Genomic DNA, 22,086 nt, shown 5'->3' on the forward strand with positions numbered 1-22,086 from the left:
TCGGCCGCAATCGGGCTCAAGGATTCGCCGCGGATTGCGATATATAGATCAGAGGGACTGAATCAAGCGAGATATGCCGCCAGGGATGGATTTCCAAGCCACGGGACGGCATGTTTGGAAGGTGTTAAGGATGCATTTTATCAACCCGACCAAGGGCAGGCTCAGTTTCGAACAGGTTTTCCGGGAAATCGCTGCGTATATTCAAGAGGATGCCGAAAGCCGCTACAAGTTGATCGTGGGAACCGATTCGATGCTGCGGGAAGAGGTCTGTTATGTCACGGCCATTATCATCCTGAGAGAAGGCAAAGGCGGCCGGTTTTTTTATGCCAAGGAGAAGGAACGGGCCACCCTCAGCCTCAAACAGCGGATCTTCTACGAGACCTCCAAAAGCCTGGGCATCGCCGCCAAACTGGCTGAAAAGCTGACCTCCCGGGGCATGCACGATCTGGACATCGAGATTCACCTGGACGTCGGCGAGCAGGGCAAAACCAAGGAGATCATCCGCGAAGTGGTGGGCATGGTCACGGGAAGCGGTTTTGACGCGATCATCAAGCCGGACTCCTACGGCGCCTCCAAGGTCGCCGACAAGTATACCAAGTGACCGCCGCCCGGACGCCGTAACCAATTTTTAATCTCCCGCCGGCTGATGCCCGCGACTCCGACCGGACTTCTTTTCGATTGTATACCTGAGGAAATCTTTCAAAATGGTTGACAAACCCCACTTTATCCAGTATAATAATTAGCTTGACATTTTTGGACAACCGTGGTATACTGGCAATGGGATAAATGAAGGAAGGTGAACCATTTGGAGGAGGTCGGTGTTCTCGATCGCATTCGGGAAGACTTAGGCGGATTCGTTGGTGAAGCGATCCGAATCCGGGCCAACCGCGGCCGGAAGAAGATCTTTGAAGTGGAAGGAGTACTCGAGCAGACTTATCCGAAGGTTTTCGTCGTACGCTTCAAAGAACGTCAAATCGAGCGGAGAGTTTCGTACAGTTACGCGGACCTGTTGACTCAGGCAGTCGAGTTGACGGTCGGCGAGAACCGCATCGGAACCTCGCCCCAACCATAGAGAAGCAGAAGCCCGTCTCCGACGGGCTGTTTCTTTGCCCCTGAAAATCTCCGTTGGCGCCCCCATGGCTGCCGCGCTCTGACATATGACCGCACTGAAACGATGGCATTTCCGGCAACCGTTTTTTATTTTTTGACGCAACTCCCGGCCCGCGGTTATCCGCCAAGCGGCGTTGTCACTCTCCCCCAACAGGAAAATCCATTCTTTACGGACCCCGTCCGCCTGCGTCCCAGAGGTAGCATACTCCAAAAGTTCGAGTTTATGCGCGCCAGTCGCTGTCTTATTCCCGGCGGGAGCGGTGGCGGCCGTCGCCCGTGTTGCCTGATTCACCGAAGGAGTTGCTGCATCTCCAAAAGGAGCATCTTGATTCACCCAAGGAACGACGGCAATCGCTGCCACAGTTGCTTGGTTCACAGCGGCAATTGCTTGATCCACAAAAGGAGCAACTTGATCCACAAAAGAAGCAACTTGATTCACAAAAGGAGCAGCGGCGAGCGCCGCCCTAGTTGCTTGAGTCACCGCAGCAACTGCTTGAACCACTCAAGGAGTGACTTGATCGACCCAAGGAACAACGGCAGCCGCCGCCACAGTCGCCCGGTTCCCGGAAGCAATTGCTTCCTCTCCAAAAGGGGCGGCGCCTTGGACCGCGGGAAATGATTCGGCCGCGGCGGCGGCATCCTGCCTCGTGACGGGAACGGTCGCCTTCAGGTGAAGTATTCAATCCGGGCCGCCGGGAAGAACCGGGCCAGCAGGCCCTGGATCGTCTCTTTCAATTGGGCGTACTCGGCCTCGGGGTAGATGTACTTGACCAGCCCGTATTGACCGTATTTGCGGCGGCGGCGGGTCTCGTCCAGGTCCAGGCCGGTGCCGGGGAAGCGTTCCAGGATCACCCGCTTGGCGCTGGCCGTGAAACGGTGGGTGATCAGCTCGAAGGAGAGATCAGGCGGGATCGGATCCAGCGTCCGGGCCAATTCGCGGAACAGCTCGCGATAGCCGGCTTGGTAGCCGGGGTAGATGAAGAGCGGCGCGATGATGAAGCCCAAAGGATAACCGGCCCGGGCGATCCGGCCGGCGGCGGCGATGCGTTGGGCGGCGCTGGCGGTATTGTGCTCGAAACGCCGGATGATCTCCGCCGCGTTGAGGCTGAAGCGGAAGCGGGTGTGGCCGCGGTGCTCCAGCTCCAGCAGGGAGTCGACGGCCGCGAATTTGGTGACCACCCGCATCCGGGCGAATTCGGCCGCGCCGAAGAAGCGGATCGCCTGGGCCAGGGAGCCGGTGAGGTGCTCCACCGCCAGGGGATCGGAGGTGCTGGCCGCCTCGAAGGTGGTGATCCGCGGCGCGTTGGCCGCGGTGATCTCGGCCACCTTCTCCAGGATCGCCTCGGTATTGACGTACACCCGGATATAGGGTTTCTTTCCCAAGTGGGTCTGGAGGTAGCAGTACTCGCAGCCCCCCGGACAGCTGGTGCCCAGGGCGAATTCAAAGTCGGCCGAAGGCTTGCAGGTATCCAGCCGCAGATCGCGCTTGACCCCCACTACCAGCGTCCGCTTGCTCTCGCTATAGCTTTGCTGCGGATTCGCGCCGGGAATGCCGGTCACCCGGTTGTGGGAGCCCGTCATCCGCACCGGAACCCCCTCCGCCTTCATCCGCTCCAGGAGCGCGGCTCCCAAGGGGTATTCGAGGGCGTCCTCCTCAAAAAAGACCCGTTGCGGTTGGAAAAGTTTCATCCTTCACCTGACCATATTTTTTAACGATTCCGATCCGAACCGGTTGCGGCACCGATAGTTTCTCCGGCGGCGGAAAAACTATGAGCGGACCGGTGCGGGCTTCGCCCGTATTGTAAGAATTGCGCCGGGCCGGTATAATAACAATGGGCTCCGCGCGGGGAGCCGGCCCCGGAACCGGACGGGACCGGGCCGGGCTGCGCGCCCGCGGGACCAATCCACAAGCGAATAATGGAGGCGGCACATGAGTGACTGGCGCAGCCTTGCCGCGGAGCGGCTGGGCGGGATCGAAACGATCCGGGACTTTCCGATGTCCCGGTTGACGACTTTTCAGATCGGCGGGCCCATCGACCTGCTGGTTCAACCGCAACATACCGGGGAGCTCCAACGGGTGCTCCAGTTTTGCGCGGCGGAAGGGGTGCCCTGGATGGTGTTGGGCCTGGGTTCCAACCTGCTGGTCCGCGATAAAGGGATCCGGGGGATCGGGATCAAGCTGGCGGGGGAGTTTTTGGAATGGCGGATGGATGGCCCGACGGCCCGCGCCGGCGCCGGCCTGGCGCTGGGCGATCTCTCCCGGGAGACCGCCTGTCTCGGCTGGTCGGGGTTGGAGTTCGCCTGCGGCATCCCGGGGACGGTCGGCGGCGCGGTCTTTATGAACGCCGGCGCCTATGACGGGGAGATCGGCCAGGTTCTGACGGCGGTCGAGGCCTGCTATCCCGATGGCGGCTACGTCCGGCTGAACGCGTCCGATCTGGAGCTGGGCTACCGCTTCAGCCGGTTCCAGCGGGAAAAGGCGGTGATCACCCGGGCCGATTTCGGGCTGCGGCCGGCGGCCAAAGCCGACGCCGAGGCCCGGATCACCGAGCTGACCTGCCAGCGCCAGAGCAAACAGCCGCTGGAGATGCCGAGCGCCGGCAGCGTATTTCGCCGGCCGGCCGGCTACTATGTCGGTCCCCTGATCGAACAGGCCGGGCTGAAGGGCTTCCGGATCGGCGGAGCCCAGGTCTCGCCGAAACATGCCGGGTTTATCGTGAATGCCGGAGGGGCGACCGCGGCCGACGTCCTGGCTTTGATCGAGCACATCCGCAGGGAGATCCGGGAAAGGTCCGGCGTCGAGCTGGTGCCGGAGGTCAGGGTGATCGGCGAGGAATAGATTTCGACTCAAATTTACGGAGGGCGGAGGATCCGGCCCGGCGGCGTCGAAATAAACGGAAGGAAACCCAAGGTAAGGAAGGATCCTCATGAAAAAACGCCTCGCTATCCTGGCTGGATTCCTATGGGTGGCCGTCGCCGGCGCGATTCCGGCCGCGTCCGCTCCGGCGGCTCCGGCCCCGGTTCCGCCTTATGCCGCCGGTCTGGCCGGCACGGAGACCCGCCTGTTGCCGGGCAACTATGATATCTGGTCTTGCGACTGGTCCCCCGACGCCAAACGAATGGCCTTCGCAGCCAAGATGCAGGGCGAGGAGAGCGGCCGCATGCGCACCTGGCTGTGGAGCCTGGATCCCGTCGCCAATCCGGCCGCGATTACCGGCAACGATCCCTACCTCGACTTTACGCCGCGCTGGTCGCCCGATGGCGCCCGCCTGGCCATCGTCCGGCGGAGCACCGCCAGGTCGAATACGGGAACCACCGCCGCCATCTGGCTCCGGGATATGGCGACCGGAACCGCCCACCCCCTGACCCAAGGGGGGAACGACCGCGATCCTTCCTGGTCCCCCGACGGCTCGCAGATCGTCTTCAGCCGGGCCATCGGACCCTTCCGGGCCCAACTGATGATCGTCAATGTGGCCGACGGCGCCACCCGGGTCCTGGCCGGCGGCGACAATGAGATCCTGACCAATCCGTGGTGGGGCCGGGATGGCCGGATTTACTTCACGCGCATCCGGCCGGTCACCAAGAAGGTCAGCATCAACAATCAGCATTATCAAGTGCAGGATTTCGGCAAGGGCAGCATCTGGTCGCTCGCTCCCGAAGAGCGGACCGCCCAGCCGGTCCTGGTCGATGATTATGATAACCGCTCTCCGGCACTGGCGCCGGACGGGCAGTGGCTGGCCTTTGTCTCCAACCGGATCGTCGTCAAGGACGGTAACGGCAAATTCGATCGGGGCGGCCTCTATGTGAAGAACATCGCCAGTGGCGCGGTTTATTTCATCACCAACAAAGTGGCCCTGATCGGAGGGTCGCTGGCCTGGAGCCCGGACGGCCGCAAGCTCGCCTTCTTTACCTATCGCAGCATCCGGCCGGCCATCTGGGTCATCGCCCTGCCGGCGCAAGTCCCGCCGCAGCCGGCCGCCGGCAAGAAATAAGCCCACCCCGTCGCCGCGGGGTGTCTTTTTGGCCGGGGGAGCATGAAAAAGCCCGGCCGGAGGAGAATAATAGCGGGCAGCGAAGGGATACCCGGATTTTTCACCGGGACCCGTTCTGGAATAGCCATCCGCAGGGTACCGGCTTTGGGGATGGGAATACGTGAAATATTAATCGGGGTGGTTCATTGTTTCAGCCGATTCATTCAAGCACCGTGGTGCAACAGATCATTGAGAAGATTACCCAGTCCTTGATCCGGGGCGAACTAAAGCCGGGCGACCGTTTGCCGCCCGAACCGGAGCTGGCGGTGCAGTTGGGCGTCAGCCGGACCTCGTTGCGGGAAGCCCTCAAGACCTTGGGCGGCCTCGGCGTGCTGGTGGCCAAGAAACGGGGCGGTACCTTCATTGCCACGGCGGCCTCGCAAGCCATGTTCGATCCGCTGATCTTCAACCTGATCATCGAGAAAGGCTCCAAGGACGAACTCTTCGAGCTGCGGGTGCTGCTGGAAGTGGATGCGGTCGAGCTGGCTATGAATAAAGCGACCCCGGCCGATTTTGCGTTGCTGGACGGGGATCTCAAACGCTTCGAGGAGAGTCTCCCCGGGGGCGACCTGGAGCTCCTGGCCGAGCTGGATCTGCGGTTTCATCTCAGGATCCTGGAAATGTCCAAGAATCAATCGTTCATCCGCATCAGCAACGTGGTGATGCAATTGTTCGCCTCGCCGATAGAGAAGACCATCAAGCAGATCGGCCCGGAACAGGTTCTCATCAATCACCGGGCGCTCTTTCAGGCGATGCGCGACAAAGATCTGCTCCGCGCCAAGGAGCATATCATCCGTTCCTTCGAAAGTTCCCGCCAGTTCATGTAGTCATCAAAAAAGCCGCCCTTGCCGGGCGGCTTTCGTTTTGAAAACAAGTTATCTGCGTCAGCGGTACTTATCCAATTGATAGCGGCAACTGGGATTCCAGAAGATCCATTCCGTGGCCCCGGCGTCCCGGACCGCCTGAATCTGCTTTTGAACCTCATTCCGGCCGTAGTGCGCCCCCAGGTTGAAATCCTGCAGCCAGGGCCGGAGCGACGTCGTGGTGTTGCCGGCCTTCTCCAAACGTTTCCGGGCGTCGCTGACGGCGCGGAGAACTGTTTCGTAAGGATGAAGGTTGGGATTGCCCAGGCCGAAACTGCCCGGCGCGTAATGCGAAGGGTAAACCATGGGCGAAACCACGTCGACATTGGCGATGACCTTCTCATACAGCTGGCCGATTCCCTGGTCATCGGGGACGCTGGTGGTAAGGCCGAAGATATCGGCGGAGACGGGGATGCCGGAGAGTTGCAGCTGTTCGCGGGCATACTGTAAAAAGTCGCGAATCACATCCTGTTTGAGCTTGCCGTCGCTGAACGGATAGACGCAACGCTCAATCGGGCCGTCGCTGGTAAAACGGACGTAATCAAACTGGATCTCCTGAAAGCCCAGGGAAATGGCTTCCCGGGCGATGGCGATGATGTAGTCCCAGTAAGCTTTGTTGTAGGGATCGACCCAATGCAGGCCTTTCCGGTCCACCCAGAGTCCGCCCGAACTGTCTCTAACGGCCCATTCCGGTTTGCGTTTGGCGAGAAAGGGGTCTTTGAAAACGACGATCCGGGCGATGGGGAAGATCTGATGCTGCCGCAGCGTTTCCAGGACCTTGACCGGATCGCCAATCTTCTTTTCCCAGGAACCGATGGCGTCCGCCAATGGCACCCGGGATTCGTAACTGATGGTCCCGGTATCGTCCTTGACGTCGACTACCAGCGTATTGAGCTCGGTCTGGTCGATGAGGTCGCAGATCCGGGCCAGTGATTTATTGGACCCGGCCACCCAGGCGGTGGCGTAAATCCCCTTCACGGCCGCAGGTTTCGGCCAGGGTGTCGGTGCCGGTGCGGCAAGCGGCGGCGCGGCTGAGGGCGTGGGAACCGGCGCGGGAGTGGCCGGAACGGGGGTGGCTTCGGGAAGCGTCGCTACGGATTGTTCCCGGGCTGGTTGTTTGGGGGCCGGTTGCTCCTGGACCGTCGCCGGCCCAATCTTTGTGGGCACGGCCCGCTGGGGAGTGGCGGGCTTGAGCCAGGCGGTCAGGAAGATCAGGAACAGAATGGGGAAGACGGGTAAGATGATCCAAAGTTTGTTGCGCACGGAATCCACCCTTATGGCTGTTTTTTTTGGAAGAATTCGCTGCCTGTCCCAGTTATACCTCTAAGAAATTGCAGGTAAATTAAAAGTCGGCGGATGAAGGCCGGAGGGCGTGCCGGGGCGGCGGGAGCCGGCTTTGGCAGAGGTTTTAGTGGGACCGAACTCCGGTTTGACGTGCGGTCGACGAGGCTTTATAATGAGAAGAGATATCTTTTAATTTGGGGTGAATGACCAACTGAAAAAGATCATGATTATCTACGCCGACAGCGGCGCCGGTCACCGCCGGGCCGCCGAGGCGCTGTATCAGGTGGTGACCGCCGATTACCCGGCGGCACAGGTCCAGTTGTTCGATGCCTTGCAATATACCACGGCGGTCTTCCGCCAGAGCTATCCCCGGACCTATCTGTATATGGTGAATCACTGCCCCTGGCTCTGGGGATCCTTCTATCATATGCTGGATAACGGCCGGGTGGATCGGTTCGCCCGCGCCTTCCGGCGCCAGACCAATGCCCAGCATTGCCGGAAACTTGAAAAGTATCTGCTGCAGGAGCAGCCTGATCTGGTGCTCACGACGCATTTTCTGCCGAATGAGATCATCACCCATCTCAAACGCAGGCACGGGTTCCGGACCTTCCTGGCTACCTGCATCACTGACTATTACCCGCATATCTTCTGGCGCGATCGCGGCGTGGATCTGTATTTCACGCCGCACGAGGAACTGACTCCCTGCCTGATCCGGATGGGGATTCCGGCCGAACGCATCCGGACGCTGGGGATTCCGATCGTTCCGGCCTTCAGCCGGCCGGCCGATCGCAATGCGCTGCGCCGCAAGTTCCATCTGGCGGATGACCGCTTGACGGTCTTGATCGCCAGCGGCGGTTTTGGGGTCGGACCCGTGGAAGACTTGGTCGTGGAGTTGGACCGGGTGGAAAAGCCCTTGCAGGTCCTGGTGATCTGCGGTAAAAACCCCAGGTTGCAGGAGGAACTGACCCGCCTGACCCAGGGGGCGCGGCAGCAGTTTCAAATCTACGGCTTTGTCGACAACATGCATGAATTGATGGAAGCCAGCGACCTGATGATCTCCAAATCCGGCGGGCTGACAGTGACCGAGGCGATGGCCAAGGGCCTGCCGCTGCTGGTCCTCAACCCCATCCCCGGCCAGGAGACGGGAAATTGCCAATTCCTGCTGCGCCACGGCGCGGGTTTGCGGGTCAAAGATCCGGCCCAGGCCCGGGAGGTTCTCGAAAGCTTGCTCGACCATCCGGAGCAATTGGCCGGGATGCGGGAGAACATGCGGAAACTGGGCCGGCCCGACGCCGCCCGGGAGATCCTGTCCGCCATCGCAACGGAGTTCCCGAAGGAACGCTGACGAGAACTGATAAAGCAGGAGGAACGCACCCCATGCCGGATCTGAAAACATTGACGGCCCGTTTGAATGCCTTGTATCACAAATCGCAAAAAGAAGGATTGACTCCAGAGGAGCTGGCGGAACGGGACCAGTTGCGCCGCCAGTACCTGGGGATGATTCGCAATCAGGTCCAATCGTCCCTGGAGCGGATTCGAGTCGTCGATGCGCCGGAAGAACACGAGGAGACCTGTGACCATCAGCACTGCGACTGCCATCACCCGGGTCACCGCCACTAAAAAAGGAGCGCTCCATGCGCTCCATTCTTTCCCGCCCCTTCCACGCCCGGCTCCGTCAGAAAATATTCACCCAATCCAACCGTTCCCGTTGCGGGACATGTTTAAGAAAATACCGCAATGAACCCAGTTCGATGGCGGCGTCGGTGTAACTGCGTCCGTCGACCGCTTTTTTGCTGCGGGTCAGGGACTGCTCGATGGCGTCGATCTCCTTGTGGTTGAGCAGCAAGGCCCAGATAAACTTGGCGCGTTCCCAGCCATTGGCCAGCTTCTCCAGGCTCCGTTGCGTCTTCGGCCAATCCCGGGCCTGCAACGCCTTTTCGACCACGGTCAGCTCCCGCCCGAAATGGCGGGTGGTCTTCTCCAGATTGGACTGGACCATCGCCGCCGCAATGATGAAACAGACCATGCCGGCCAGGCATAATAACCATGCTTTCATGAAGCGCGCCCCGGTTTCGTTTTCGGCTGGATGTACAATTGACCGGCCGTATCGAGGCTGGCCAGGAAGACGTCTTGAAACCCGGTCAAGCCGGCCTTTTGCACCTGCCGCAACAGCCAATCCTCGTTGAGGTTGGCCTTGGCCAGGTGTCTTTTGTTGACGGCGCCGTCCTCAATCAGTGTGGTCGGCAACCCTTCATACGGGGTGGCGATCTGCAGGTCGGCCGGGGTAACCGGCCGCTTTTGCGATTTGGGGATGATCGACAGTTTGCCGCTGGTCTCCAGAATGGCGTATTCGACATCGGCGATATTCGGGACGTCCTTCAAACGGAGCTGTTCCAGCAGATCCGTCAGGTTATAACGAAGCCGGGACAACTCCCGTTCCACAATTTTACCGTTCTCAATGAGCACGCTCGGCCCGCCGCAGATCACCAGTCGGGCGGCCGCGCTTTTCAGCGAGATAAACGACAGGGTGACCTGGATGAGCAGCAGGGTCAGGATGGGAATGATCCCATTGATCAGCGGAATATCGGTATCTTGCATCGGAACCGCCGCCAGTTCGGAGATGAGAATCGTGATGACCAGTTCATAGGGCTGAAGCTGGCCGATCTGATGTTTGCCCATGATCCGGATGATCAGGACCACCAGCAGATACAGGATGGCGGCGCGAATCGGTAGTATCAGCATCGTATCACCTGGGATTGACAATGATGGCGGGGGCCGGGTCTTTTGGATCCGGCTCCGACAGCTTCATTGTGCGCCATCGGGCCATCCTTTATACCGCGCCGCCGCCATTCCCGGCGAGCAGTAAGTGGAAGCCGTGGCAGGAATTCCTGGCCTGAAACACGAATTGGGGAGGAAAGACTTTTCGGAACTAAGTGAAGCTGGATACGTTGGTAATCGTAAGCGGGAATGGCAAGTTTTAAGCTGAAGAAGCATATTCATTGGCAGAACGCGGTCTTTCAAAGACGGGAACCAAATAGAAGGAGGCATGGGCAATGCGCGTAATCGAATTCGCCAAACAACTGGGAAAGGCGCTGGCCGAGAGCGACGAGTTCCAGAAGTATCAACAAGCAAAGCAAGTCTTGGACCAGCACGAAGCGGCCCGGGTCATGCTGGATGATTTCCGGAAAAAACAAATGGAGTACGAGCGGAAGAAACTAAACGGCGATCAGCTGCTCCAACCCTACGAAGAAGAGCTGCGCAAGCTGTCGGCGGTCATCGGTCTAAATCCTTATATCCGCGAATATCTCATGGCGGAGTTCCAATTCTCCAGCCTCATGATGGAAGTGCAGAAGATCATCGGGAAAGCGGTCGGACTGGAAATGCCGGAGCTGGAGAATGGGGCGGGAATGAACGCTCCCTAAAGGCGCGGCAATTCTTTCCGGTCAACCGCCGGCTGGAATTCCCGCGGGGAGATTGCCGGACGGTCCGGAATTATACGGAGAAGATTCAAAAAGCCGGATGATCACAGCGATTGTTTCAAGCGAGTGATAAAGTGGTATTGAAAACTCCTTGGCAAGCCGAATGGATTGGAAAAGAGACTTTATCACATGGCTTTTCAAAGAGCTGTGATAAACCCGGCTGAAAGCCGAGGAGAGTCACAGCGATTGCTCAAAGCAAGTGATAAAGTCGCTTAAAGCCTTTGGCAGGTCGAATCGATCGGAAGCGACTTTATCACATGGCTTTCACAAAGGAGGAAAAAGCTCCGGATGAAAAAGATGTATCTTTTGACGTTGGCGCTGGCCGCCGCGTTGCTCTTGCCGGGCGGGGCTTCGGCGGCGCGGCAGTCGTTGGGCGAGATCCGGCCCGGCGCCTATCCGCTGGTCCCCATCACCAACCATCTGCCGTGGGGCTATAAAGATATTCAGGCCTATCAGAATTCCTTGCAAAAGGTGGAGCTGGTCAGCGGCGGCCTGGAAGGTTTCAAGGATCTGCCGCAACTGGGCATGAAAGGACCCTATACCGGACTGATTTCGCTGGGCGACGCCGGCCAGAAGTTCGGGGTCATCATCGATATTGTGGGCGAGGAGAAACGGCTCTATATCGACCGCGACGGCGACGGGAGCTTCGCCGGCGAAAGCTGGAAACCGCTCCTCAACGAATGGTACGGCCTGCAAGTTTACGGGGTGTACGGCCCAGAGCCGATCCAGCTGCAAGTGACCTACCGGAACGGCCAGACCCGGCCGATTCAGATCCAAGTGAACGGTTTGCTGAATCAACCTAGCGCCATGGTGAAAGAAAAACCGTACTTGCTGGTAGGCGTGGAAACCTGGTTTCTGGCCCGGCTGGTCGAGGATGGCGCCGCCAAGCTCGCGGCGGTGGTGGATCGCAACCATAACGGCTGTTATCATGATCCGGAAGACCTGTTATTCATCGATTACAACGACGATGGCGGTTTCGACGTGGCGGAGGCCAAGCCCCGCAAACGCGGCGTCACCTTACCCGGCAAGCAGCGGCTGAAGGCCGATTGGACGGCTTACCCCGACAGTCTGGAGATCGGAGGAAAAAGCAAATGATCAAACGGATCAAACTACGGCTGCTGCTTTTCCTGGCATTGTTGGCGTTCGCCTTCGGTGCGCCGCTGGCCGCCGCGGCGCCGGCCTCCGACTTTAAAACCGAGAAGCTGCCCAATGGGTTGACCTTGATTTACAAAGTGATGAAGGACCAACCCCAAGTCTCGATCAATGCCATTTTCCCAATCGGGTTTTTTGAGGAAAAACATCAGGGCATGCCCCACCTCATGGAGCATTTGGCCTTCCGGGGCGGTTCCGGTTATCACTACGACGATATCGTGGCGGTGACCAACCGGCAGGGCGGTCTCTTCAACGGGGCCACCAATTTCTATAGTACGTCCTACAACTACGTGGTCCCCAAGGAACAGTTGGATAGGGCCTTGAAAGTGTTCAACGGTTCGTTGTGGAAGACGGACTTTTCCGAAGCCAATGTGCATTTCGAGCGGCGGATCATCCGGCACGAACTGGATATGGATTACGGATTCCGCTACCCTTATTACGCGGTGCTACGGTACTTTTATCCCGAAATGCAGGATGACCGTCAGAAGGTCGACTTTACGCCGAGCCAGGTCCGGGAGTTTCATATGACGTATTACCAGCCGGAGAACGCCACCTACGTGATGGCCGGCGATTTCGATCCCCGGGCGGTCATCTCCCAATTATCCCAACTCTCCAACGGCTACGGCCGGATAGCCACTCCCCCGGCCAAGATAGAGGGTTTCCGCTTGCCCCGGGGGGAGATCGTGGAGCAGCGCAATATTTATCCCTATCAATTCCAGCTGCTGATGGCCTACGAATTTACCGGGCTCTCCGCCAAGGAGCGGATGCTCTTGAATCTGTTGGCCTTTTCGTACGGGGCGGATTATAAGACCGATTACGAACGGAATCAGTTCAAGGAATACAATGTCGTCAGCCGCAGTATCGCCGGGAGCGATTATTTCGGCATTTACTATCTGGAACGGACCCGGCCTTACAGCGCGGAGGCGCTCGCTGCCGAAAAAGCCAACCTCCGCCAGTACGTCCGGCAGTTCCGCAAGATGGATTTCAAACAACGCTTGCAGGATTTCTGCAACGCCATCGTGATGGAACAGACCCAAAGCCGGGAGTCGGCGGTGGACGCCGCCGCGCTCGCCTGTCAACGGCTGATGGATCCGTCGAGCATCACTGCAGACGACCTGGCGCTGATTAAAAAATTGTCGGTCAAGGATTTGGAACGGTTCATCGACAGTTATCTGTCCAAACCTCCCACCACTTGGGTTTTGGTCAAGACGACCCAATAAAGGGAGGAAGGGGGAAACATGATGTTCAAAAAAAATTGGCTTGTGCTCGCCTTCCTGCTCGTTCTGGCCATTTTGCCGGTGGGGGCGGCTGCCGCCGAGTCGCAGATTGAGCGGACCACCGTCAGCGGAATGACGATCTTACTAGAGCAGACGCCGTCCGAGGTGGTGGAGATCGCCCTGCTCCTCAAGTCGGGGAGCGGACTCGACCCGGCGGGCCGGAAAGGCGCCGCCCAGATCATGAATAACCTGGTGATGTTGCGCCTGAACTACGGTGGTAGCGGAAAAGGCCTGGGCGATGTCGCGGTGGAGACGCAGCCGGATTATACTCTGATCCGGATCCGCACCACGGCGGCCAAGGCCGGCGACGCCTTGAACGAGATTAAAGCGCTGCTCAGCTATCCGCTGTACAGCTATGACGTGATCGCCGATCTGAAAAAACTCTACGCCGTGGACCTCAAGGCGCTGCCGGCGCTGACCAAGAGCTATTACGAGTTTAACCGCGAGTTTTACGGGGCGGATCATGCGTATAACAACGAGCTGGTCCCCGAGGCCCTGGCCAAGGTGAGCGGCACCGACGTCTATCAGTGGTACCGCCGCACCTATCAACCGGGCAACGCTTTGCTCTCGATCTCCGGCGGCTATGACAAGAGCCTGGCCGAAGTGGAGAAACTCTTCGCCAATCTGCGGACCGAACCGGTGGATCACCGCCTCTTCATCGATCCGGTGGTGATCCCGAAGACCCGCCGGCTGGACCGGGTCGACCCGAATGGCCGGGTGACCTCCGTCACCATCGGCTTTTCAGGCCCCCGGCTGCAGGATCCCGAGTTTCCGGCCTTCCGGATCATCGCGTATTACCTGGAGGAGTATCAGCACTATTTCCAGGAGCTGCGAGTCAAGCAAGCCCTGTTCTATACCAGCCAGGTGATGTACGATTACTTGGAAAAACCCAAAGCGCCGGCCATCGTTTTTGTGACCATGACGGACCGGGAATCCTTGCCGAAGGTGGAAGCGGAGACGTTGCGGATCATCAGGGAATTGGCCACGGAGGGGATCCCCCAGGCGGAGATCGGCAAGGTGGTGGCGGCGATTCGGGCGGAGATGGAAGCCCGGCGCAAAGACGGCAAAGGGCTGGCCCTGCGCAATCTGCTCAGTTTTTACCTGGAAAGCCGGCTGGTCTACGATGATCAGCTCCTGCCCAGGCTGGAACGGGTGACGACCGCGGAGATCCAAAAGGCGGCGGCCAAGTACTTGCAAAACTATATCCGGGTGGCTTACATTCCGGAACAGCCGGCCGAGAATTTCTAAACCAATCGTTCTCCAACGCTATCGAGGGGGCGGCCCATGGGGCCGCCCCCTCGATGTTTTCCCGTACGGTAAGGTATTGCCGTGTCGCTGCCGGAGAATCCGATGGAGGGGAAGAATCGTTAACCTTAAAAAATGTGGTTGACAAGATAATATTAACCATGTTAATATTTACTCAAGTTCCAATAAAGGAGTGGATCAATTGAAGAGCAGTAATTTGGAGCGGGTATCCAAACTGTTCTGTCAGGCCATCAGTTTTCGCATACTCCGGCCTTCATTGGAGAAGCTGGCCAAGGACGAGCTCACCGAGGTGCAACTTTCCTGCCTGCGTTTTGCGCACCTGCATCCGGAACCATCGGTGGGGGAGATTGCCGAGGGCCTCGGCATCAGCAACGCGGCCAGCGCCAAATTGATCGATCGCCTGGTGAAAAAGTTCCTCCTGACCCGGGAGGAAGATCCGGTGGACCGCCGGGTGCTCAAGATCAAACTGACTCCGGAAAGCCGTCGGCTATTGGAGGAAATCTACCGGATCGAGCACGAACAATTCGAAACCCTCTTCGGAGCGATGCCGGAAGCCGACCGCAAGGCGTTGGAACAAGGATTGAGCAGCTTTCTGCGGGCGGCAATCCAAGCGCCCGAGCAGCTCGAAGCGATCTGCCTGCGCTGCGGCTGGACCCATGACCTGGAATGCCATGGCAACCAAATCTTCCGCGCGTTGACGGGACACGATAAAGAGAAGGTGTGATTTCCGTTCGCGGTTTATTCAATGTGGTTCATTATTATCTTGGTTTACGATTAGGCGAACGGCCGAACGGCAGGGTTGGATTTGCCGGTTCGGAGGTTTCCGCGACATATTCGGAATGACGGGGACGTAAATTGGGGAAGGATCAATTTTTGACTATCCATTAAATCAATACGAAAGGGGACATTCAAAATGGCGAAACGGTTGGAGATTTACAAGTGCGAGGTCTGTGGAAACATGGTCGAGGTGGTTCACGCCGGGGACGGACAGCTGGTCTGCTGTAATCAGCCCATGAAGCTGATCGTCGAAAACACGGTGGATGCGGCCAAGGAAAAGCATGTGCCGGTCATTGAGAAGGTCGAGGGCGGTTACTTGGTGAAGGTCGGCAGCGTTACCCATCCGATGGAGGAGAAACACTATATCGAATGGATCGAATTGATCGCCGACGGCAGGGCCTACCGGAAGTTCCTAAAACCGGGCGAGGCTCCCGAAGCCTTCTTCGCGGTCGACGCGGCCGATGTCACCGCCAGAGAGTATTGTAATATCCACGGTTTATGGAAAGCCTAACTTCATCCGCGCAATGATAAACCTTAGAACAGGCAGGTGATTGGGATGGTATCGACGAAACTATTGGAGGCGCTCAACGGACAGATCCGGCTGGAGATGGAGTCTTCCCAACTGTATTTGGCCATGGCCGCTTACTTTCATGACCGGAATTTGGACGGAATGGCGCAATGGATGCGGGCGCAGTCCAGCGAGGAATATGGCCACGCCATGCGGATCTTCGACCACTTGCGGGACCGCGGCAGCCGGATCCGGCTGGAAGGCCTGAGCCAGCCCAAAGGGGAATGGACTTCGCCGCTCGAAGCCTTTGAGGAGGCCTACCGCCATGAACAGTTCATCACCGGCAAAATCAACGACCTGGTGAAACTGGCCGCCGCCGAGTCCGATTATCCGGCCGGGATCATGCTGCAGTGGTTCGTCTCCGAACAGGTGGAGGAGGAGAGTTCCGTCTCCAAAGTCGTCCAGCAGTTGAAGCTGATCGGCAACTCCGGTTCCGGGCTGGTCATGCTCGACCGGCAGTTGGGGAAACGTTCCTAGCGCTTCGAAGGCTTCGAACGGGCGATTCTCCGTACCAAAGACCGCCTCAAGCTTATAAGCGGCGGTCTTTTATTTTTGCGCCGCCGCCGGGGGGCCGGCATATCATAAAGAGGATGAAACGATCAGCGTTCGAGCTTTCTTCGGGGCTGGGAAACCGGGTGGTGGAAAATACCAGCGTCCAAACAGAACATATCGACATGGGGCGAAAGGAGTGGCGGCATGAACACGGCCAACGAAGGGGAAGCCTGCTGGTGCGGGAGCGGCCTGGCTTACGCCGAATGCCATCGGGAGATCGAACGGAAAGCGGAGGAGTACCGCAAGAAAGGCTGGCTGATCCCGGGGCGGGGGATGATCAAGACTCCGGCGCAGCTGGCCGGGATCCGGGAGAGCGGCCGGTTGACCCGGCGGATCCTGGACCTGGTGGGAGCGGAGATCCGGCCGGGAGTTACCACCGCCGCGCTCGACCGCTGGGTCCACCGGTACACGCTGGAGCAGGGAGCCTATCCGGCGCCACTGGGCTACCGGGGTTTCCCCAAAAGCGTTTGCATCTCGGTGAACGAGGTCATCTGCCACGGGATTCCCGACGAGCGACAGGTTTTGCGCGAAGGGGACATCGTGAATATCGACGTCACCACGATTTTGAATGGCTTTTACGCCGATGCCAGCCGGATGTACTCGGTCGGCGCGGTGAGTCCCGCCGCCGCGCGGCTGGTGCGGGTGGCCAAGGAAGCGATGGAGAGGGGGATCGCTCAAGTCAAACCGTTCCAGCCTTTGGACGGCATCGGTAACGCCATCGAGCCGTTCGTCCGTTCCCACGGCTACTCGGTGGTCCGCGATCTGGGAGGACACGGCGTGGGGCTAGCCTTTCATGAAGCACTGCATGTCGACCACTTCGCCAAACGGAGCTCCGGTTATCTCCTCCTGCCGGGGATGGTCTTCACCGTTGAGCCGATGATCAATGCCGGAGGCCCCGACTGCCGCTATCTGGATGACGGTTGGACGGTGCTCACCCGCGACGGCGCGCTCTCGGCCCAATGGGAACATACGGTGGCGGTGACCCGCGACGGGGTGGAGATCCTGACCTGAGCCGGCCGCGGCCAATGAATGGGATCCAGCCGGTCCGGGCATGCTATCGGGGTCAGGGGGAGTGCGCCGATGTTGCCGGGAATCCCTTTACCCTACTATTATCCGGCTTTCGCACTGATGATGGTGGCCATCACCGTGATCTTTGTCCCCAGGGAAGAGTATGGCCGGCTGTTCTGGGTCAGCTTGGTCTGGGGTTATCTCGGGAGCCTGGTCTTCGCGTATGTCTGCGTCGAACGGCTGCGGCTGTTCGAATGGCGGTACATTGAAGAGCTGAAGGCGTTTGGCCACCCCCATTGGCTGGCGCTGTCCTGGCTGTTGGCGGTGATGCTGTTTCTGCAGTTTCTGCCGACGCGCAAGGAGATTTATGTATTTCCGTTGTACCTGTTGACTTTCTCCGTGGCCAGCGGCGCGCTGGACGCCAATTTTCACCAGCTGGGACTCCTGGAATATCACCATTGGCATCCGTTCTTCCGTTTCTTGATCGCATTGGGCTGGTTTTACGGAGCAGCCCGCCACCAGTGGCGCCTGGACCGGCGACCGACCCGCGATCGCCTGGAGCCGCTTTGAAAACAGGCGGACGCCTGAAACCGTTTTTAAAAAAACCGCTCACGGGAGCGGTTTTTTTGCGGGCGCCGGCGGGCGGGGCGGACCATTGCGGGGAGCGCATGCGCTCCGGCGTTGCATAAAAATGAAGGAAAACAGCGCAGGGTCTCGAATAGACCAACAGTTGTCTCGGATCGCCCGAGCGGCGTGGATAGGATGTTATAGGCCATCTAACGAACGAAATTGAGTTCATTTTGCGTAAAATATTTAAAAGTGATCTTGTAAACTCATGCGTAACAAGGTTATACAGAGACGTTTTTAGAATCAAACTGATCCTTGCCGCGCTGATTGTCTAAAAACTGACCTCTCCCCCTGTCCCCTCCCCGGCGGTATTTCATCCGTGAACCGCCGGACTCTATCCTTCCTGGACATGGCCCGGCGAAGTTATTTCTGATGGTAGACTCGACGGGGAGGGGTGGATTGCCACAAATTATTGCGCCCATTTTGGGGTTTTATCTTTGGCCTATTTCCGTTTGATTCACGTAAAAACTTACCTTGTTGCATAAACATTGGCCCTCGTTTCAAGCGATTGACCCCTCCCCGTCGAAATGTCTATCTGAATTCGCTTCGCCGGGGAGGGGACCGGGGAGAGGTCGCTTTTGGACTTGCTTTATCTCTCTATTGATCTCCAAAAACCTTTTTGGTTCCGGCTTCGCCGGGATAGGATCTTATAGGGAAAGGCGGAGACCGGATGGTAAAGAAAGAATTGGCGCTCCTGGCCGAACTGGTCAATATCGATTCGGGGACCGGAGACCGCGAAGGCTTGCAACGGGTCGCGGCGGTTCTGGAACGGGAAGTTTCGGATCTCGGCCTTTCCTGGGAGACGCTTGAGGCCGGGAACGGTTCCCTGCATTATGTGGCGCGGCGCGGTCACGGCGCGCCGCTGTTGCTCATCGCCCACCTGGATACGGTGTTCGCCAGGGGCACGGCCGCCGCGCGGAGCTTCCGCAGCGCCGGGGAACGGGCCCTGGGGCCGGGCGTGGCGGATTGCAAAGCGGGCGTGGTGACGATCCTCGGCGCCTTGGCCAAGTTGGCGGAGGTTGGCTGGCCGGACCGGGAATTGATCTGCCTTTTCAATTCGGATGAGGAGATCGGATCGCCGGGATCGCGGGAGATCATTGAGCGGTTGGCCCGGGGGGCCGTTGCGGCGCTGGTGGTGGAGCCGGCCGACGGCGAGAGCTTGATCGTGGCCCGCAAGGGAATCGGCCGGTTTGTGCTGCGGGTGACCGGCAAGGCGGCCCACTCCGGCGCCAATTATTCCGAAGGCTGCAACGCAGTACTCGAGCTGGCCCATAAGATCATCGATATTCAGAGCCTGACCGACCTGGCGGCCGGCGTCACCCTTAACGTGGGGGTGGTCCAGGGCGGGCAACGCCCCAACATCGTACCGGATCTGGCGGTGGCCGAGATCGATCTCCGGACGGTCCGGCCCGGCCAGGAGACGCGGGTCATGGCGGAGTTGCGGCGGATCGCCCGGGAATGCCGGGTGCCCGGCACCCGGGCCACCTTGAGCGGCGGGATCACCCGGCCGCCCATGCCCGCCAGTCCCGCCGGCCGGCGGTTGTTTGAGGAATTTCAAAAGGCCGCCCGGGGATTGGGGTTCGAATTGACCGCCTGCGAATCGGGCGGGGGCTCCGACGCCAATCTGGTGGCGGCGCTGGGAATCCCGGTCATCGACGGCGTCGGTCCGAGCGGCGGCGGCTATCACTCTGAGACGGAATACCTGGAGATCCCCAGCCTTTTCCGGCGGATCGACCTGCTGGCGGAGGTCCTGGGGCGCCCCGGGGCGTTTCCGGCCGCCCCGCTTTGATGGGAACCGGGTAACATTGACGACGCACAAGGAGTTTTCATGGGTACGATTATCAACGTGATTGCAATTCTGATCGGCGGCGCGGTGGGGCTGCTCTTCCGGGAGAAATTCCCGGAGCGGGTGACGCAGACGGCGTTGCAAGTGATGGGACTCTTCACGATGCTGGTCGGCATCAGCATGGCCCTGCAGGGCAAGGAGCTGATCCTGGTCCTGGTGAGCCTGGCGGTCGGGGCGATGCTGGGCGAGTGGATCAATATCGAGGCGCGGCTGGAGCAGTTGGGCGCCTGGATCGACGCCAGGCTGCCAGTGGCCGAGGGGAGTCCGGCGAAGGGCTTTATCTATGCCAGCCTGGTTTTTTGCGTGGGGTCGATGGCGATCGTCGGCAGCATCACCGACGGGGTGAAGGGCGATCATTCGATCCTGGTCACCAAAGCGATGATGGACGGGATCATCTCTATTCCCTTCGCCGCCGGCATGGGCGTCGGGGTCCTAGGCTCGGCGCTGTCGATCCTGATCTATCAGGGCGGACTGACGCTGCTCGCCTGGCAACTGCAGTCGCTGTTCACCGCCACCATGATTCGCGAATTGACGGCGGTCGGCGGAATCATCGTGATGGGGATCGGCGTCAACATCCTGGGTCTTCAGAAAGTGCGGGTCGGCAACTTCCTCCCGGCTTTATTGATTATCATTCTCATTTGTTATTTCCGGTAAGTTAGTAATCCGGTGGTTAAAGGTGTGAATTACCATTTGGGAAAACGCGTTAAAGCATCGCAAACCACCGGAGCAGGTATGCAACGACACGATCTTGAATACGATTTGCGAAAAAACGGTGAGGCGTTCGTTATTTTTGCAATCTGAGTATCAAGTTAGCTCCGCAAGAAAATACGAAGGCCTGATAGGGGTTTGGACCTAACCCTCGCCCTTCCCTAGAGAAGTTGTTCAGGGAAGCCGATTCGACGGGAAAGGTAACCCATAGCCGCTGATCTCTAAATGCCTTTAATAGCGAAAGCATCGGTTTTTGCTTGAAAAAAATCATAAGACGTTGAAGGCTTTAGCTCTTAGAGTTCGAAGCCCAAGGTTACCCTTCCCCTTGAATCATCTTCTTTCATAGGCTGCTCCGGGGAAGGGCGAGGGTTAGGTCCATCGGCGTCAATGACTTATCCTTGAATTCCTTTTTTCAAAGTGACAAATAGGGCTCTCCCTACTTGGTGGTATAGAACAATATGGTGTTTGTGGTGTAAACTTGATACTCAGATTTCGTAAATCATAACCATGAAGGATTCATGACGTTGCATATAGGCAGGCGTCGAATGCTCCGTTGCATAACGGGATTCTTTCATCCGGCGCGGGCGGATGAGATGACTTTTTTGAGGGGAACGGCCCGGTCCGGATGGCTAACCATGCGGACCGGGCCGTTTGATTGTGGGACGGACTTTGTCCCGGTGAGGCGGGACGATGAAGCGGGATGCACGGAGAGAAGGCGGGGATGTTTCCCGGAACCCTGGGGAAGCTTCCCGAAGCTTCATGGATGCTTCCCGGAGGATTCGTCCTCTTTCCCGGAGGCTTGGGGAAGCATCCCGAAGCTTTGGTCCTTTATCCCGGAACCTCGGGGATAGTTCCCGAAGGCTCCGGGATGCTAGGATGATCTTTCGGGAAGAAAGGATCCCATGATCCTCTGAAAGGATCATGGGATCCCTTACAAGGATGAAGACCATCCCTTACACGGATCATGGCATCCCTTACAAGGATCACAGGATCCTTTGAAAGGATCGAGGCATCCCTTACAAGGATGGCTTTCATCCTAACAAGGATGAAGAATATCCTAGTTGGACGGAAGACCATACCTTACACGAGGAGGGGATCGACTGATATATTAGGTGGCCGGGATGGGGGACGGAGAGCCGGGAATGAAGGACGGAATGGGAGGCCGGACGGTTCCGGGCCGGGGAACGAATCGTCCGGAGCGAACCCATGATGAACATTGGGTTAACATTGAAAGGGAATGCTCCTTGGCACCCGGCCGGAAAAAGCCGAAACGCCGGCCGCCCCGGAACGGCCGGAGGCCTCGTCTCGCCTTGCTGCCGCCGCTAGCAGCGGGGATGGAACGAGGAAGGATTCTAAAAAATTTTTTCGATCGGGCAGAGATGTTTTGCAATTGTATTATCCATATGTTAATATTAGATTGGCGAGAATTGGTTTTGAAATACATATCCTCTCTGAACGGTGAAATGGCACGTGCCTACATCATGAAGCGCGGGGAATGAACGGATGCAGCCAAGCCCTGCCTCCCCCGCGAAGTTATA

General features: G+C 58.6%; 22 protein-coding genes. 18 read left to right on the forward strand and 4 right to left on the reverse strand.

Annotated elements, in window-relative coordinates; genetic code table 11:
* The first annotated feature begins 130 nt into the window (after nucleotides 1-130).
* Together EDC14_RS06115 and EDC14_RS06120 are read left to right on the forward strand one after the other, a co-directional pair.
* Nucleotides 131-601 (forward strand): ribonuclease H-like YkuK family protein, encoded by a 471-nt coding sequence (locus tag EDC14_RS06115; RefSeq protein ID WP_132013379.1) that lies wholly within the window; start codon nucleotides 131-133, stop codon nucleotides 599-601.
* 195 nt (nucleotides 602-796) lie between these two features.
* Nucleotides 797-1,072, forward strand: a complete 276-nt coding sequence (locus tag EDC14_RS06120) for a Veg family protein (RefSeq protein WP_341540151.1) — start codon at nucleotides 797-799, stop codon at nucleotides 1,070-1,072.
* Nucleotides 1,073-1,776: 704 nt separating this feature from the next.
* Here EDC14_RS06120 and splB read toward each other — a convergent pair.
* The gene (gene splB / locus EDC14_RS06125) at nucleotides 1,777-2,799 is read right to left on the reverse strand and encodes a spore photoproduct lyase (RefSeq protein ID WP_132013380.1); all 1,023 of its coding nucleotides are present in this window, start codon (nucleotides 2,797-2,799) and stop codon (nucleotides 1,777-1,779) included.
* A 241-nt stretch (nucleotides 2,800-3,040) separates the two neighbouring features.
* Between splB and murB the strand changes: the two genes are divergently transcribed.
* The 3 genes from murB (at nucleotide 3,041) to EDC14_RS06140 (ending at nucleotide 5,968) form a co-directional block, all read left to right on the forward strand.
* Nucleotides 3,041-3,949, forward strand: a complete 909-nt coding sequence (murB, locus tag EDC14_RS06130; protein WP_132013381.1) for a UDP-N-acetylmuramate dehydrogenase — start codon at nucleotides 3,041-3,043, stop codon at nucleotides 3,947-3,949.
* An 88-nt stretch (nucleotides 3,950-4,037) separates the two neighbouring features.
* On the forward strand, nucleotides 4,038-5,102 hold the full coding sequence (locus EDC14_RS06135; protein ID WP_132013382.1) for a DPP IV N-terminal domain-containing protein: 1,065 nt from the start codon (nucleotides 4,038-4,040) through the stop codon (nucleotides 5,100-5,102).
* A 185-nt stretch (nucleotides 5,103-5,287) separates the two neighbouring features.
* Nucleotides 5,288-5,968, forward strand: coding sequence for a FadR/GntR family transcriptional regulator (locus EDC14_RS06140; RefSeq protein ID WP_132013383.1), 681 nt, complete (start codon nucleotides 5,288-5,290; stop codon nucleotides 5,966-5,968).
* Nucleotides 5,969-6,025: 57 nt separating this feature from the next.
* On the opposite strand, the gene EDC14_RS06145 is transcribed toward EDC14_RS06140, so the two are convergent.
* Nucleotides 6,026-7,267 (reverse strand): putative glycoside hydrolase, encoded by a 1,242-nt coding sequence (locus EDC14_RS06145; RefSeq protein ID WP_165907831.1) that lies wholly within the window; start codon nucleotides 7,265-7,267, stop codon nucleotides 6,026-6,028.
* Between the two features lie 220 nt (nucleotides 7,268-7,487).
* On the opposite strand from EDC14_RS06145, the gene EDC14_RS06150 reads away from it, so the two are divergent.
* Together EDC14_RS06150 and EDC14_RS06155 are read left to right on the forward strand one after the other, a co-directional pair.
* Entirely contained in the window at nucleotides 7,488-8,633 is a 1,146-nt protein-coding gene (locus tag EDC14_RS06150; RefSeq protein ID WP_132013385.1) for an MGDG synthase family glycosyltransferase, read from the forward strand.
* 32 nt (nucleotides 8,634-8,665) lie between these two features.
* A complete protein-coding gene (locus EDC14_RS06155; RefSeq protein ID WP_132013386.1) occupies nucleotides 8,666-8,908 on the forward strand; it encodes a DUF896 domain-containing protein in 243 nt (80 codons plus the stop codon).
* A 55-nt stretch (nucleotides 8,909-8,963) separates the two neighbouring features.
* Here the strand turns inward: EDC14_RS06155 and EDC14_RS06160 are convergent, their stop codons facing one another.
* The gene (locus tag EDC14_RS06160) at nucleotides 8,964-9,344 is read right to left on the reverse strand and encodes a DUF4363 family protein (RefSeq protein ID WP_132013387.1); all 381 of its coding nucleotides are present in this window, start codon (nucleotides 9,342-9,344) and stop codon (nucleotides 8,964-8,966) included.
* Nucleotides 9,341-10,030 (reverse strand): YetF domain-containing protein, encoded by a 690-nt coding sequence (locus EDC14_RS06165; RefSeq protein WP_132013388.1) that lies wholly within the window; start codon nucleotides 10,028-10,030, stop codon nucleotides 9,341-9,343. Before EDC14_RS06165 ends, EDC14_RS06160 begins: the two co-directional genes overlap by 4 nt.
* Nucleotides 10,031-10,341: 311 nt before the next feature.
* Here EDC14_RS06165 and EDC14_RS06170 point away from each other — a divergent pair, with 311 nt between their 5' ends.
* From EDC14_RS06170 to EDC14_RS06220, 11 genes are all read left to right on the forward strand, one after another.
* Nucleotides 10,342-10,710, forward strand: coding sequence for a YlbF/YmcA family competence regulator (locus EDC14_RS06170; RefSeq protein WP_132013389.1), 369 nt, complete (start codon nucleotides 10,342-10,344; stop codon nucleotides 10,708-10,710).
* A 345-nt stretch (nucleotides 10,711-11,055) separates the two neighbouring features.
* Nucleotides 11,056-11,862 carry a hypothetical protein gene (locus EDC14_RS06175; protein ID WP_132013390.1) on the forward strand — a complete coding sequence of 269 codons (807 nt, stop codon included), beginning with the start codon at nucleotides 11,056-11,058 and terminating at the stop codon, nucleotides 11,860-11,862.
* Nucleotides 11,859-13,139, forward strand: a complete 1,281-nt coding sequence (locus EDC14_RS06180; RefSeq protein WP_132013391.1) for a M16 family metallopeptidase — start codon at nucleotides 11,859-11,861, stop codon at nucleotides 13,137-13,139. Before EDC14_RS06175 ends, EDC14_RS06180 begins: the two co-directional genes overlap by 4 nt.
* A 21-nt stretch (nucleotides 13,140-13,160) precedes the next feature.
* On the forward strand, nucleotides 13,161-14,444 hold the full coding sequence (locus EDC14_RS06185) for a M16 family metallopeptidase (RefSeq protein ID WP_207930715.1): 1,284 nt from the start codon (nucleotides 13,161-13,163) through the stop codon (nucleotides 14,442-14,444).
* 199 nt (nucleotides 14,445-14,643) lie between these two features.
* Nucleotides 14,644-15,186, forward strand: coding sequence for a MarR family winged helix-turn-helix transcriptional regulator (locus tag EDC14_RS06190; protein WP_165907832.1), 543 nt, complete (start codon nucleotides 14,644-14,646; stop codon nucleotides 15,184-15,186).
* A gap of 189 nt (nucleotides 15,187-15,375) precedes the next feature.
* Nucleotides 15,376-15,750: a desulfoferrodoxin gene (locus tag EDC14_RS06195; protein WP_132013394.1), complete on the forward strand. Its 375-nt coding sequence runs from the start codon at nucleotides 15,376-15,378 to the stop codon at nucleotides 15,748-15,750.
* 45 nt (nucleotides 15,751-15,795) lie between these two features.
* Entirely contained in the window at nucleotides 15,796-16,284 is a 489-nt protein-coding gene (locus EDC14_RS06200; RefSeq protein WP_132013395.1) for a ferritin, read from the forward strand.
* A 219-nt stretch (nucleotides 16,285-16,503) separates the two neighbouring features.
* A complete protein-coding gene (map, locus tag EDC14_RS06205; RefSeq protein ID WP_132013396.1) occupies nucleotides 16,504-17,370 on the forward strand; it encodes a type I methionyl aminopeptidase in 867 nt (288 codons plus the stop codon).
* 69 nt (nucleotides 17,371-17,439) lie between these two features.
* The gene (locus EDC14_RS06210; RefSeq protein ID WP_132013397.1) at nucleotides 17,440-17,937 is read left to right on the forward strand and encodes a hypothetical protein; all 498 of its coding nucleotides are present in this window, start codon (nucleotides 17,440-17,442) and stop codon (nucleotides 17,935-17,937) included.
* A gap of 727 nt (nucleotides 17,938-18,664) precedes the next feature.
* Nucleotides 18,665-19,783, forward strand: coding sequence for a M20 family metallopeptidase (locus EDC14_RS06215; RefSeq protein WP_132013398.1), 1,119 nt, complete (start codon nucleotides 18,665-18,667; stop codon nucleotides 19,781-19,783).
* 39 nt (nucleotides 19,784-19,822) lie between these two features.
* Nucleotides 19,823-20,494, forward strand: a complete 672-nt coding sequence (locus EDC14_RS06220; RefSeq protein ID WP_132013399.1) for a DUF554 domain-containing protein — start codon at nucleotides 19,823-19,825, stop codon at nucleotides 20,492-20,494.
* Nucleotides 20,495-22,086: the final 1,592 nt, after the last annotated feature.

The sequence above is a fragment of the Hydrogenispora ethanolica genome, from assembly GCF_004340685.1.
GTDB lineage: Bacteria > Bacillota > UBA4882 > UBA8346 > UBA8346 > Hydrogenispora > Hydrogenispora ethanolica.